Source organism: Polaribacter sp. Hel_I_88 (genome assembly GCF_000687935.1).
In the GTDB taxonomy this organism is placed as follows: domain Bacteria; phylum Bacteroidota; class Bacteroidia; order Flavobacteriales; family Flavobacteriaceae; genus Polaribacter.
On record NZ_JHZZ01000001.1, the window covers coordinates 890,923 to 904,094 of the forward strand.

The following is a 13,172-nucleotide window of genomic DNA, read 5'->3' on the forward strand; positions in this document are numbered from 1 at the left end:
ACTAAAAATTCATCAATTATTAATAGTCACTTATGAAAAATCAAAAACAACACTGGCAGAAAAAAAAGTACCAAAAAGTAACTTTAGAAACCAAACTATTCGTCGTTGACCAAATTCAAAATGGTCAGATTTCAACAAACTTTGCTTCCAAAAAATATGATGTTCCTAGAACTACTATTGGTTATTGGATTAAAAAATACAGTACTTTAGTGCAACAAAACACTGGTATGAGTAAAAACGATGAAATTAAAAAATTAAAGGAACGTATTGAAGAGTTGGAGTTTGTAAAAGACTTTCAACAAGACATTATTGCTGATATGGAAATCATTACAGGGGTCGATTTGGCAAAAAAGTCATTGCCCAAAACATTAGCAAAAGAGATAGAACTAAAAAAGAAAAACATTTTAAAACAAAATGGATCTATCAATGTTTTGGGATTAGCAAACAAGCCTACTACAAAAGACTTAAAACACAAAAAATCAAACAAATAAACGATACCAAAATTATTAAAATGGTTAAAAACTACCGTAAAAAGGTAGGTCAAAAAACGGGTGGTATCAAACTATATGCTGAACTTAAACAAGACTTTATTAACCAAGAAATTAAAATAGGAAGAGACAAGTTGTATGACGTTTTAAGGCTTCATAATTTACTGGTACCCAAACTCAAAAACTACGTGACAACAACCAACTCTAATCACCTGTTTAGAAAATATAAAAACCTAATTAAAGACCAAGTGCCAACTAGACCAGAACAGCTCTGGGTAAGCGATATAACCTATATTAAAACAGATAATGGACATAACTATTTAGCAATTGTTACAGACGCCTATTCCAAGCAAATTATGGGATATAATCTAGATAATCATATGAAAACTTCTCTCTGTACAAAAGCGCTTCAAATGGCTATTAAAAACAGAAAATACCCTAATAAAAAACTCATTCATCACTCAGATAGAGGTTTTCAATACTGTAATCCAAAATACACTCAATTTGCTGAAAATAATGGAATTATTATGAGTATGACAGAACAATACGACCCTTATGAAAATGCAATCGCAGAAAGAATAAACAGAACTTTGAAATATGAATATGGTCTTAAAAATTGCATTAAAAATACAGAGATTGCTCAAAAAACTGCGAATCAAGCTGTGCATATTTACAACAATTTAAGAACCCATTTTAGCTTAGATTTAAGAAAACCAGCTGAAGTACACCTAAACCCAAATATCAAATACAAATCATATCGAAAAAATAAACTAAATTTGACTGAACTTAAAATTTAAACTAATAGCAGTTCAAATTATTTTTTGCCTTCTAAACGGCTAAAAAAAATAATTTGGACGGGATAATTTAAACTAAAAAAAGGTCAACCTATTTCAGTATAATACACCAACCTATGAACATAAATTTAATCCGACCTGAAAAAGTCAATTTAAAAGACCATCCAGTTTTGACTGAAAGTTGGTTACAAGACATAATCGCCAAAAATCCAGAAATTATTGGACTTGGAGATTTAAGTCTCAAAGACAAAGAAAGAAAACAACTTCGAGCAGGAAGATTAGATATTTTACTTCAAGACCCAGATATAAATAAACGATACGAAGTCGAAATTCAACTTGGAAAAACAGACGAAAGTCATATAATCCGAACGATTGAATATTGGGATATTGAACGAAAAAGGTATCCGCAATATGAACATTGTGCTGTAATAATTGCAGAAGAAATTACGAGTAGATTTTTAAATGTAATCGGACTTTTTAACGGAACTATCCCGTTAATAGCTATTCAACTTACAGCCTATAAAAATGGAGACGACTACTTTCTGACTTTCAACAAAGTGCTTGACGAAATGAATTTAGGTTTGGTCGATGATGATGAAGAAATTAGTGAAATTACCGACCGAAATTATTGGGAGAAAGAAAAAGGAACACCGAAAACCATAAAAATTGTTGACGGAGCTTTGGAATTAATCACAGAAGTAATCCCAGGTTATCAATTAAAATACAATAAGTTTTATATAGGTTTAGCTCAAAATGGTCGAGCAGATAATTTTGTGCTGTTTAGAGCGAAAAAGAACTTTACTCGAATGGAAATTCGACTTGAAAAATCAGATGAATTAGAAAACGAAATTGAAAGTCGAGGAATTGATGTAATGGACTACGAAAAAAGAAATGGACGATATAGAATTAAATTGACCGAAAAGGATTTAAAGCAACATAGGGAATTCATCAAAGATTTAGTTAGAAAATCAAAGGGAATACACATTGAACCTGAACAACAGAACGAATAATAACTACTGGCAACAACGTATATAGCTCATAGCTAAGTAGTTGCTTAATCGAAGTTAAGGTATATTTGCGAGTCCGCCAAATTTTTAAATTTGGCTTATTGAGAAAAAAGATAATAAGAAAAATTTAAAAATTCGGCTCGTGCTTCATCCGAAACTAATTGTTTAATTTGCACGCTACGAGCCATATACAGAGACGTTGCCCATAATTAAAAAATGAACCGAATAACAATCATATTTTTTATTTTAATTCTAAATTTTTCTTGTTCTGAAAAGAGTGAGAATAGTGGATTATTAAAAGAAAACAGTCTTTTAAAAACTAAAATATTGGAATTGGAAAATGTCAATGCTGAATTGAGTAAACAGAATTCAATTCTTAAATCATTGAAATCTGACAAAAAGAAAAATGAAATTTCTGAATTGAGAGATTCTAAAGTAATAAAATTACTCGACGAACGATTTTCAAAAGACACATTAGATTTACAAAAATATGGAAACGAATATATCTTCGAGAGAAATATTGAGTTGACTAAATTAGATAATAAACTATTTGCTGAAGCTTTTGGAAATATAAGAGAACAACTGAATTCTTTCGGCTATTCCGTTTTTAGTATTTGTGACGGAGAATCACTACCTCTTGAGATGTGTAATTGCACAGATTCGATATATATAGTTATTGAACCAGAAGAACTTGGAGAAGATTACGAATTATATCGAGTTGGCTATTTCTACAATGTTGATTTAGTTTCATTGGAACGAATTGAAAAAGAAAATTTTGAATACGATTTTGAATTAACATTTGAGCACGGAAAATACCCAAGAAAAAAAGAGAAAATAAGCTTGAACGAAATGAAATTGGAAAAATAACTATGGGCAACACCGTGTATAATTAATGGCTAGTTCGAGCTTGCTTACGAAAACCCTCGCGGATTTTCTATTCGGTTTTTATTTATTAAATTAGTTGCTGAAACACGCCACTAATCATACACAAACACGTTGGCATTAATTTGAATCACTCAAATCTGAAATTAAAATCTATGAAAAAAATATTATTCGTAATTATAATTTATATGACTTATAATTCGACTTTTGGACAAAAAAATAAAGTTGAATACGATAAAATTGTACCAGAATATATTTTAGCAGTTTGGGAACAAAATAATTCTGAAAATAATTCTGAATTTCAAGTTAAAGAACTTAAACAAATTAAATCTTTTTTTGAGGAATTTTTTAAAAAAGAAAATCAAATTTTAACAAACGAATTCCTTAAAAAACCATCGGAAAACACTTTAGTAGGACACTATTTACATAAAAAATTAAAATGGAATTCTTTTAATGGTCCACACGTTGGAATTAAAAAACTGAAAAATAAAAAAGTAATTAAGAACGAACTTAAAAACCTACCAAACGAAAAAGAACTTTTAGCTCATTATTATTTGTCTATTTTTTCAGATGTACTAAATAAACAAAGACCTATGAATCTTGCATCAACAAATATTGATTTGGAAAAATTGAATTTAGAAGATAATACAGAGAAATCAATTCTAATTCTTTGTGCTATGAGACATATTGGAAGTCAAGTAGGTTCGTATTCAACAACAAAATTTCCCAAAAATTGTTTTAGAGCAAAAGAATATGAGGAAAATATGCCGAAATTTAATGGAAAACCATTTTTTAAATATGAATTATTAGACTTCAAAGACTTTGAAATTGAAGTAGATAAAAGATATCCGAAAATGAGCTTTTTGAAAAGATATTTACCAGCGTTTGAAATATCAAAAAAGGAATATTTAAAATGTGTGGAATATTTAAAAAACTAATGCCAACACCATATATAATTTATTGCTTGCTTTTTGCTTACTTGCGAAAATCCTCTCGGATTTTCTCGGTTAGTAATTATTTACTAAATTAGGTGCTTGAAACACGCAACAAACCATATATAAACACGTTGGCAACCATTTACCAATCTGTACTTTCCTGAAATAGGTTGACTAAAAATTAAACACTTAATTATAGTCACTTATGAAAACTCAAAAACAACCCTGGCGAAAAAAAAGCTACGAAAAAGCAACTTTAGAACTCAAATTATTCGTCATTGATCAAATTCAAAATGGTCAAATTTCTACCAATTTCGCTTCAAAGAAATATGACGTTCCCAGAACTACAATTGGCTATTGGATCAAAAAATATAGTACTTTAGTGCAACAAAATACTGGTATGAGTAAATTAGAGGAAATTAAAAAACTAAGGGAACGTATTGAAGAACTTGAGTTTGTAAAAGACTTTCAGCAAGACATTATTGCAGATATGGAACTTATTACTGGAGTGGATATGTCAAAAAAGTCGCTGCCCAAAACATTAGCAAAAGAGATAGAGCTAAAAAAGAAAAACCGTTTAAAAGAAAATGGCTCTATCAATGTTTTGGGATTACTAAACAAGCCTTCCACAAAAGATGTAAAGTCCAAGAAAACAAAGAATTAAACCATCAAAAACTTACAACTATGGTAAATGATAATCGCAAGAAAGTAGGCTCTGAAACTGGTGGTATAAAGCTATATACTAACCTTAAAACTGACATGATAAATCAAAATATTAATATCGGTAGAGATAAATTCTATGACTTTTTAAGGTCAAATAATTTACTCATCAAAAAAAGGAAAAACTATGTTACTACAAACAACTCTAAACATTTTTTTAGAAAATATAAAAACTTAGTGAAAGACCAAGTTCCTACTCGACCAGAACAGCTTTGGGTAAGCGACATTACCTATATTAAAACTGAAAAAGGACATAACCATTTAGCTATCGTAACAGATGCCTATTCCAAGGAAATTATGGGTTACAAACTCGCTAACCACATGAGAACTTCACTTTGCAAAGATGCGCTCGATATGGCTATTAAAAACAGGAAATATCCTAATAAAAAGCTTATACATCACTCAGACAGAGGTTTTCAGTACTGTAATCCAAAATACACTGAATTTGCTGAAAGTAACGGAATTAAAATGAGTATGACCGAGCAATACGACCCTTACGAAAATGCTATTGCAGAACGTATTAACAGAACTTTGAAATATGAATACGGATTAAAAAGAACCCTTAAAAACACCGATATTGCTCAAGAAATGGCAACACAAGCTGTAGATATTTATAACAATTTGAGGTCGCATTTTAGTCTAAATTTAAGAAAACCAGCTGAAGTGCATTTAAATCCAAACATCAAATACAAGTCGTATCGAAAAAATAAGGTAAATTTAACTGAACTAACGATTTAAAAACAAACTTAGTTCAAAATATTTTTTGCCTTCTAAACGGCTAAAAAAAAATCTTTTGAACGTCTTAATAGTAACCAAAAAGAGTCAACCTATTTCAGTATAATACAAAAAAAACGAATGAATAGAATATTAGGAACATTAATTGCGATTTTAATTTCGCAAATCGGATCTAGTCAAGACTATCAATCTGAATTTCAAAAATACTGTCAGACTAATGACACTATCAATCAATTAAAAGTTTTGAACGAATGGAATTCGGCTAATCCAAAAGATGCGGAACTTTACACAAGCTATTTCAACTATCATTTTTTGAAATCAAAGCAAGAAATCCTTGCTATGTCAACTGACCAACCAAATGGAGAAAGCCTTGTATTAAAAGACAGTTTAAATCAAACAGCAGGTTTTTTAGGAAGTAAGATTCATTTTGACCAAACAGAATTAGAAAAAGGGGTAAATAAAATTGACGAAGGAATTAAACTTTATCCTAATAGACTTGATATGCGATTTGGAAAAATCTTTGTTTTCGGAGAAATGTCTGATTGGAAAAATTTCACTTCCGAGATTAAAAAAACAATTGAATATTCAGCTACAAATAACAATAATTGGACTTGGACTAATAACGAAAAATATGATGGTGGAGAAAAAGAATTTCTTTTAGATATTCAAAATTATCAATTACAATTGTACAATACTGGAAATGATGACTTGCTCAAAAATATGCGTGAAATTGCAAACAAAGTTCTGAAATTCTATCCAAATCATATTGAAAGCCTATCTAATCTATCAATTACTTATTTAATAACAGGAGAATATGACAAAGGAATTGAGGCACTTTTAAGAGCAGAAAAGATAAGCCCGAAAGATTATATTGTACTTGGAAACATTGCTCAAGGATATAAATTAAAAGGCGACAAGAAAAAAGCTATTGAATATTATGAAAAGACTGTTAAATTTGGAGATGAAAGAGCTAAAGAATATGCGAAACAACAAATAATAGAACTGAAAAAATAAAAACTGATGCCAACATCCGAATAAAACAAATAAAAATTAGCTTTTAGTTACTTCCAAACGTATACCAAATTATTATTTAAAATTGATATCAAAATCGTCATCATAAGTAGACGATTTTTTTATGCTTTTTTGTTTCTTTGTAGTCCATAAAAAACTTCATAAACCTAAAAAGTTTTAAGGTTTTCTAATCAGCATCTTAATTGAATATTCAAAGAACTACATATTTATCTTTAGGCACAAACCAAGGCAATAAATTGGAAAACCTACAAAATGCAATTGATTTAATTGCTGATAAAGTGGGTTCGATTTTAAAAATCTCTTCTATTTACAAAACTGCTTCTTGGGGTTTTGACAGCAATGATTTCTTTAATGTTTGTATTAAAATAACCACCATTCATCCAGCTGAAAAAATACTACAACTTTTTTTAGATATTGAAACTACATTAGGCAGAAAAAGAAAAGATACTGGAGGATATGCTGATAGAAATATCGATATTGATATTTTACTAATTGATGATGAAATTATTTTTTCAAAAGATTTAATAGTTCCACATTCAAAAATGTTGGAACGTAAGTTTGTTTTGGTTCCTTTGGTTGAAATTGCAAATTCTGTAATGCATCCTGTGATAAAGCAAGAAATTAGCATTTGTTTGCAAAATTGTATAGATACCTCAGAGATTTCTTTGGTGAATGAAAAATTAAAAAGACCAATTCCTATTACTGAAAAGTATAATTATATTGCTATTGAAGGAAATATTGGTGCAGGAAAAACATCACTGGCAAACTTGGTTTCAGAAGAGTTTAATGCGAAACTGATTTTAGAACGTTTTGCTGATAATCCTTTTTTACCGAAATTTTACGAAGATAAAGAACGTTATGCGTTTCCTTTAGAAATGAGTTTTCTGGCAGATCGTTATCAACAATTATCTGATGATTTAGCACAGTTAGATTTGTTTAAAAACTTTGTAGTTTCTGATTATTATATTTTTAAATCGTTGATTTTTGCGCAGATTACCTTACAAAAAGAGGAATATAAATTGTACAGAAAAATGTTTGATTTGATGTATAAAGAAATTACGAAACCAGATTTATACGTGTATTTGTATCAAAATACAGACCGTCTTTTAGAAAATATTAAAAAACGTGGTAGAGAATATGAGCAAAATATTCAGCCAGATTATTTGCAAAAGATTCACGATGGCTATAAAAGTTTTATTAGCACGCAACAAAACTTAAACGCCTTAATTATTGATGTATCAGAAATTGATTTTGTTCATAATCCAAAAGATTATGAAGATGTAATCAATCAAATAAAAAAGGCGTAAACATTTATTTTTTAAGCTCTAATTTTTCTGCAAAATAGTCACAAAAATCTTTCATAGTTGCTCCCATTTTTGCATCGTCTGTAGCTCTTTCAAAAGATTCTGCCATAGAAACTAAGGTTTGATGATAAAACTGTTTCATTTCATCCACTGGCATATCTTTAGTCCACAAATCCATGCGTAACGTGTCTTTTTTCTTATGATCCCAAACAGAAATCATCACTGCTTTAGAAGGTTCATTATTAATTCCTCCATCAATTGCACTCCAAGAAATTTCTTCTGGAACTTTGTTTTCGTCTAAACCTATTTTAAATTTTACTTCTGAATTATGCTTTACTGACATTACTTTTTCGGTTTATATTTAGATTTTTTGAAGATTTCCTCTTCATCCATTTTTAATAATTCTTGCAAAGATACATCATTATGTTTCATGTACGAATTCACAATTTGCCAACCCATCCAAACTCCAATTCTTCCTGGAGAAAGATCATCTTGCTGCATATAAAATTTAGAAAAAGGTGCAATTTCAATAAATCGTTGATTCAATTTTGTATCGGTACTAAATAATATTTTTCGATCTATAAAATACATCCAAACTTCTTCTTCGTTTGCTTTTGCCCAGTTTAATTTATCTTCTGAGTATCCTATTTTTTGCCTTTCAGAAACTTCTGGCAAATACGCATCTAACAAATACATTTTTTTTCCTTCAAATATTATTTTCGATATAAAATTTCTGTTTGTATTTGCATACAATTGTTTTTCAATAATCGAATTTGCTACATCTACTATAATATGTTCTTTGGTGTTATTTTCTTTGATATAGGCTGGGTAATCACCATAAAAAGGATGTGTTTTCCCAAGATATACATCTAACGAAATTAGCAACAAACTATCTGCGTAAATAACTCTACTTTCATAATCGATATTACTTAACATGGTGATGACATCAGGAGCTTTAAACTTTGGATTGTAATATTTTACATGTTTAAAAAGTAATGTTAATTGCTTGTCTTCCGTTGAAAAATCTTGATATATTTTTTGTGTTTCAGCAAATAATTCTTGTTCTTCAGCATCGTAAATTTTTGCTAAGGATAAACTATCTGTAAATACGTCTGGAAATAAATAAGGATATTTTAACTTTATAGTTGGTAAGGTTTCTTTAGTTGCATTGTAAAAATCGACATCATATCTTTTGATGGAAAAATCAACATTTATGTTAGAAACATCAATTTTGGGTTGATTTTTATCAGAACACGAAAAAAGTAAACATAAAACAATCAATACTGCAAAAGAAAATCTCATAATATTTGTATCTTAGTAACTCAGTTTAAGAACGATAAAAATACTAAAATAGTTTATAAATGAAGACCGAAAAAGTAGCTGATTACATTATAAATTGGTTAAAAGAATATGCAATAAAGGCCAATGTAAATGGTTTTGTGGTAGGTGTTTCTGGTGGAATTGATTCTGCCTTAACATCTACTTTATGCGCAAAAACGGGTTTAAAAACGTTGTGTGTAGAAATGCCAATTCACCAAGCAGCAAGCCAAGTTTCTAGAGCCGAAGAACATATTGCACAGCTAAAAAAGCGTTTTGAAAATGTTAGTGAAGTTAAAGTTGATTTAACTGCTACTTTCGAAAACTTTAAAAGTGAAGTTCCTACTATTGATAACCAAGCAAAAGTGGATTTATCTTTAGCAAACACAAGAGCTCGTTTACGAATGACAAGTTTGTATTATTTGGCAGGCATTCATGGTTTATTGGTTGCAGGAACAGGAAATAAAGTGGAAGATTTTGGTGTTGGTTTTTACACAAAATATGGTGATGGAGGAGTAGATTTAAGTCCGATTGCAGATTTAATGAAATCTGAAGTGTATGAAATGGCTGCTTATTTAGGCGTACCAAATTCTATACAAAAAGCAGCTCCTACTGATGGATTGTTTGGTGATAGTAGAACAGATGAAGACCAAATTGGTGCATCTTATGATGAATTAGAATGGGCAATGAAAATGCAAGATGAAGGTAAAACTGACGCTGATTTTTCTGGACGAAATTTAGAAGTTTTTAAGATTTACACAAGGTTAAACAAGATAAATCAACATAAAATGGTTGCAATACCTGTTTGTGAAATTCCAGAAGAATTACAGTAAATTTGCAGCAACCATCAATTTTTTTATTCTCATATACGCCTTCTTTTTAGAGCCTCTATAAATTTCTATGGGCAATAAAATAAAAAGAATAATAATTTTTATGATTTTAAAAAAATGTGTCATTTTTAAACTGTTATATATTTGTAAGACGCAATTACTTATAAAATTCACCTTTAGCAATTAAACGTAAGATTGACTTTTACCTTTTTCAATAAAACAAAAAAATGCCTTAACAATTTCTGTTAGGGCATTTTAATTAAGTTTTTGTTTGACTAATTTTTATAACAAATTAGCTGCAATCATCATCTTTTTAATTCTCATATACGCTCTTCTTTTAGATCCTTTTGAAATTTCGAATGGTAAGAAAATAAATAGTTGAATGATTTTTAAAATTTGAAATACTCTTTTCATGACTTTTTTTTATTTTTTATAGCACTGTAAATATACAAAAAAAGAAATAAACATCTCTTATTGAGCATATAGGAAAAACACCCTAATTAAAAATTATTTTATTATTATACAAAACAAGGGGAGTATGATGTTTTAAAGCTATAATAAATTAGCCGAAATCATCAATTTTTTAATTTTTAAAGAAGCTCTTTTTTTTGAACCATTAGAGATATCAAATGGTAGCTTCAAAAATAACTGAACAATTTTTAATATTTTAAATGCCTTTTTCATGATTTTTTTAATTCCTTTTCAATGCCAAAAATAGTCAAATAGTAAGATATATTTAAAATAAAAACGAATTTGAGCGTATTTTTAGTGATATGGTATTTTCTTTAATTATAAAATATAAAATCTATTATATTTTATGATTATTTTCTAGAATTTAACAATTAAAAAAAACTTATACTACTCTGTTTAGTTTTTCGAAAAGGCGAATTTTAAGACTTGTGTAATTTTTAATGGTCTCTAAATCAATTGTTATAGAAGCATCTTCTTTAGCTTCTTTCATAAGCTCATCAATTTTTTTACCGATTAAAACTCTTCGTAAATTAAAAACAGCATCGTTTACAGCTTTGCTTAAAACCTCTATGGCTTGCGTAACAAAAATGTTTTGAGCTTCCCAATTACTTAATTGATGTTTTTCTTCATCCATTAAGATAGAAGTTACTGTATTTGCAATATTTGGGTTTTTGCTATTCACTAATTTATCAATTTCTAGTTTTTGAGATTGATTTAATTGGTGAATTATATCAACATATATTTCTTGAAAAATAGCGTTGGAAAACTCAATTTCATCATCTTGCAAATGCAAATATATTTCTGACGAAACTGAATTTTGATATTTTCTTTTGATGATTTTTTCTCTTCCATTTTCATCAACATTGGTAACTTCTTCAACAAAATCTACTTCTTCATTTCCATACAACAATAAAATTCTAATAATTTCTTGTTCTAAAATAGTCAGTTGATCTATTTTGTTAGCTAGTAATCCTTGCCCACCTTTAACTAAACCCATTGCAGCTTGCTCCTGTTCATAAAAATATTCTGGAGGTGGCTCATTTGGATCTACATTCGGGTTTGGATTCGAATTTGTATTTTGACTAAAATTAGCATTGCTATTTGCAGTATTATAAGAACTCTTTTTAGATTTTTCTGTAGCGTCTTTCTTTAAAATTTGCGCTAACTCACTAAACAAAACACGTTCTGAAATTTCCATAATTCTAGAACATTCTTGTACATATACTTCACGTTGAATAGAATCTGGAATTTTAGAAATACTCGCAACAATATCTCTAATTACAGTCGCTTTTTTTATAGGATCGTTTTTAGAATCCTTTAACAACATCGAAACTTTAAAGTTGATAAAATCTTGAGCAGCCGTTTCTAAAAACTCTTTTAATTCTGTTTCTGAATGTGCTTTTGCAAAACTATCTGGATCTTCACCATCAGGAAACTGAACCACTTTTACGTTCATTCCTTGTTCTAAAATTAAATCGATTCCACGAATGGACGCTCTAATCCCAGCTGCATCTCCATCAAATAAAACTGTAATATTTTTTGTTAATCTGTTTACCAGCCTAATTTGATCTGAAGTTAACGCAGTTCCTGAAGATGCAACTACATTCTCCACTCCAGATTGATTGAAAGAAATAACATCTGTATACCCTTCTACTAAAAAGCAATTATCCTGTTTTGCAATTTCTTTTTTAGCTTGATAAATTCCGTATAAAATTTTACTCTTGTGATAAATATCACTTTCTGGAGAGTTTAAATACTTTGCAGCTTTTTTATCAACCTTTAAAATTCGGCCACCAAAACCTAAAATTCTACCAGACATGGAATGTATAGGAAACATAACTCGCCCTTTAAAACGATCAAATTGTCTGTTTTCTTTTACAATTGATAAACCTGTTGATGCTAAATATTTTAAATCATAGCCTTTTGCTAACGCTGCTTTTGTAAAATTATCCCATTCATCTAAACAATATCCTAAATCAAATTTTTTGATAGTCTCGTCTGTAAAACCACGTTCTTTAAAGTAACTTAAACCAATAGCTTTGCCTTGATTGGTGTTTAGCATTAAATTATGAAAATAGTCTTTGGCAAAATTAGAAACCAAATACATGCTTTCACGCTCATTTAATTGCGCTTTCTGCTCATCTGTTTGTTCAGTTTCTTCAATTTCTATATTGTATTTTTTAGCTAACCATTTTAAGGCTTCTGGATAGGAAAAGTGTTCATGTTCCATTAAAAAAGAAACGGAGTTCCCTCCTTTTCCTGTAGAAAAATCTTTCCAGATTTGTTTTACTGGTGATACCATAAAAGAAGGCGATTTTTCATCCGTAAATGGACTTAAACCTTTAAAGTTACTTCCTGCTTTTTTTAGTTGTACAAATTCACCAATAACTTCTTCCACTCTCGCAGATTCAAAAATTCGGTCTATGGTACTTCTGGATATCATTTAAAATAATTTTATTTAATAGTACAAATATAGTAAGAAGTTCGTCTTTTAAAAACAAAGACCTCACAGGTTTTGAAAACCTGTGAGGTCTGAAAATATTATTTTATAACTTCTTTTTTTTAAATTTGCTATGTGCGTTAAGGATTGAAACGACATCCTTTTTTCTTAGTTCGAGTGAATTTGCTTTTTAGCAAATTTGTATCGAGAACTCAGA

General features: G+C 29.3%; 14 protein-coding genes. 10 read left to right on the top strand and 4 right to left on the bottom strand.

What is annotated here, in order from left to right; translation table 11 throughout:
• Positions 1 to 32 precede the first annotated feature (32 nt).
• From P161_RS0103945 to folK, 9 genes are all read left to right on the top strand, one after another.
• Positions 33 to 491 (top strand): helix-turn-helix domain-containing protein, encoded by a 459-nt coding sequence (locus tag P161_RS0103945; protein ID WP_026775760.1) that lies wholly within the window; start codon positions 33 to 35, stop codon positions 489 to 491.
• Positions 437 to 1,285, top strand: coding sequence for an IS3 family transposase (locus P161_RS0103950; protein WP_231494773.1), 849 nt, complete (start codon positions 437 to 439; stop codon positions 1,283 to 1,285). The genes P161_RS0103945 and P161_RS0103950 overlap by 55 nt, the downstream gene beginning before the upstream one ends.
• A gap of 113 nt (positions 1,286 to 1,398) precedes the next feature.
• Positions 1,399 to 2,292: a hypothetical protein gene (locus tag P161_RS0103955; RefSeq protein ID WP_026775762.1), complete on the top strand. Its 894-nt coding sequence runs from the start codon at positions 1,399 to 1,401 to the stop codon at positions 2,290 to 2,292.
• A gap of 213 nt (positions 2,293 to 2,505) precedes the next feature.
• Positions 2,506 to 3,156 (top strand): hypothetical protein, encoded by a 651-nt coding sequence (locus P161_RS0103960; protein WP_026775763.1) that lies wholly within the window; start codon positions 2,506 to 2,508, stop codon positions 3,154 to 3,156.
• A gap of 170 nt (positions 3,157 to 3,326) precedes the next feature.
• Positions 3,327 to 4,109, top strand: a complete 783-nt coding sequence (locus tag P161_RS0103965) for a hypothetical protein (protein ID WP_026775764.1) — start codon at positions 3,327 to 3,329, stop codon at positions 4,107 to 4,109.
• A gap of 202 nt (positions 4,110 to 4,311) precedes the next feature.
• Positions 4,312 to 4,770, top strand: a complete 459-nt coding sequence (locus P161_RS0103970) for a helix-turn-helix domain-containing protein (protein ID WP_026775765.1) — start codon at positions 4,312 to 4,314, stop codon at positions 4,768 to 4,770.
• The gene (locus P161_RS0103975; protein ID WP_036841223.1) at positions 4,716 to 5,564 is read left to right on the top strand and encodes an IS3 family transposase; all 849 of its coding nucleotides are present in this window, start codon (positions 4,716 to 4,718) and stop codon (positions 5,562 to 5,564) included. The genes P161_RS0103970 and P161_RS0103975 overlap by 55 nt, the downstream gene beginning before the upstream one ends.
• A gap of 117 nt (positions 5,565 to 5,681) precedes the next feature.
• Complete coding sequence (locus tag P161_RS0103980; protein ID WP_026775767.1) at positions 5,682 to 6,575, top strand: tetratricopeptide repeat protein; 894 nt, start codon at positions 5,682 to 5,684, stop codon at positions 6,573 to 6,575.
• Positions 6,576 to 6,775: 200 nt separating this feature from the next.
• On the top strand, positions 6,776 to 7,900 hold the full coding sequence (gene folK / locus P161_RS0103985; protein ID WP_026775768.1) for a 2-amino-4-hydroxy-6-hydroxymethyldihydropteridine diphosphokinase: 1,125 nt from the start codon (positions 6,776 to 6,778) through the stop codon (positions 7,898 to 7,900).
• 4 nt (positions 7,901 to 7,904) lie between these two features.
• Here folK and gldC read toward each other — a convergent pair whose 3' ends face one another.
• The gene (gene gldC, locus P161_RS0103990; protein WP_026775769.1) at positions 7,905 to 8,240 is read right to left on the bottom strand and encodes a gliding motility protein GldC; all 336 of its coding nucleotides are present in this window, start codon (positions 8,238 to 8,240) and stop codon (positions 7,905 to 7,907) included.
• On the bottom strand, positions 8,240 to 9,199 hold the full coding sequence (gldB, locus tag P161_RS0103995; RefSeq protein WP_026775770.1) for a gliding motility lipoprotein GldB: 960 nt from the start codon (positions 9,197 to 9,199) through the stop codon (positions 8,240 to 8,242). The genes gldC and gldB overlap by 1 nt, the downstream gene beginning before the upstream one ends.
• A 59-nt stretch (positions 9,200 to 9,258) precedes the next feature.
• Between gldB and nadE the strand changes: the two genes are divergently transcribed.
• Positions 9,259 to 10,047 (top strand): NAD(+) synthase, encoded by a 789-nt coding sequence (nadE, locus tag P161_RS0104000; RefSeq protein ID WP_026775771.1) that lies wholly within the window; start codon positions 9,259 to 9,261, stop codon positions 10,045 to 10,047.
• Positions 10,048 to 10,326: 279 nt separating this feature from the next.
• On the opposite strand, the gene P161_RS20005 is transcribed toward nadE, so the two are convergent.
• Positions 10,327 to 10,458 carry a hypothetical protein gene (locus P161_RS20005; RefSeq protein ID WP_302846535.1) on the bottom strand — a complete coding sequence of 44 codons (132 nt, stop codon included), beginning with the start codon at positions 10,456 to 10,458 and terminating at the stop codon, positions 10,327 to 10,329.
• A gap of 439 nt (positions 10,459 to 10,897) precedes the next feature.
• Positions 10,898 to 12,958: a DNA primase gene (dnaG, locus tag P161_RS0104015; RefSeq protein ID WP_026775772.1), complete on the bottom strand. Its 2,061-nt coding sequence runs from the start codon at positions 12,956 to 12,958 to the stop codon at positions 10,898 to 10,900.
• Positions 12,959 to 13,172: the final 214 nt, after the last annotated feature.

Excerpts from the sequence above, each read along its gene's own strand:
- gldC (WP_026775769.1), bottom strand. The coding sequence starts at position 8,240 with ATGTCAGTAAAGCATAATTCAGAAGTAAAATTTAAAATAGGTTTAGAC.
- P161_RS0103955 (WP_026775762.1), top strand. The coding sequence starts at position 1,399 with ATGAACATAAATTTAATCCGACCTGAAAAAGTCAATTTAAAAGACCAT.
- P161_RS0103960 (WP_026775763.1), top strand. The coding sequence starts at position 2,506 with ATGAACCGAATAACAATCATATTTTTTATTTTAATTCTAAATTTTTCT.
- P161_RS0103965 (WP_026775764.1), top strand. The coding sequence starts at position 3,327 with ATGAAAAAAATATTATTCGTAATTATAATTTATATGACTTATAATTCG.
- P161_RS0103945 (WP_026775760.1), top strand. The coding sequence starts at position 33 with ATGAAAAATCAAAAACAACACTGGCAGAAAAAAAAGTACCAAAAAGTA.
- dnaG (WP_026775772.1), bottom strand. The coding sequence starts at position 12,958 with ATGATATCCAGAAGTACCATAGACCGAATTTTTGAATCTGCGAGAGTG.
- P161_RS20005 (WP_302846535.1), bottom strand. The coding sequence starts at position 10,458 with ATGAAAAGAGTATTTCAAATTTTAAAAATCATTCAACTATTTATTTTC.
- gldB (WP_026775770.1), bottom strand. The coding sequence starts at position 9,199 with ATGAGATTTTCTTTTGCAGTATTGATTGTTTTATGTTTACTTTTTTCG.
- nadE (WP_026775771.1), top strand. The coding sequence starts at position 9,259 with ATGAAGACCGAAAAAGTAGCTGATTACATTATAAATTGGTTAAAAGAA.
- P161_RS0103980 (WP_026775767.1), top strand. The coding sequence starts at position 5,682 with ATGAATAGAATATTAGGAACATTAATTGCGATTTTAATTTCGCAAATC.
- P161_RS0103970 (WP_026775765.1), top strand. The coding sequence starts at position 4,312 with ATGAAAACTCAAAAACAACCCTGGCGAAAAAAAAGCTACGAAAAAGCA.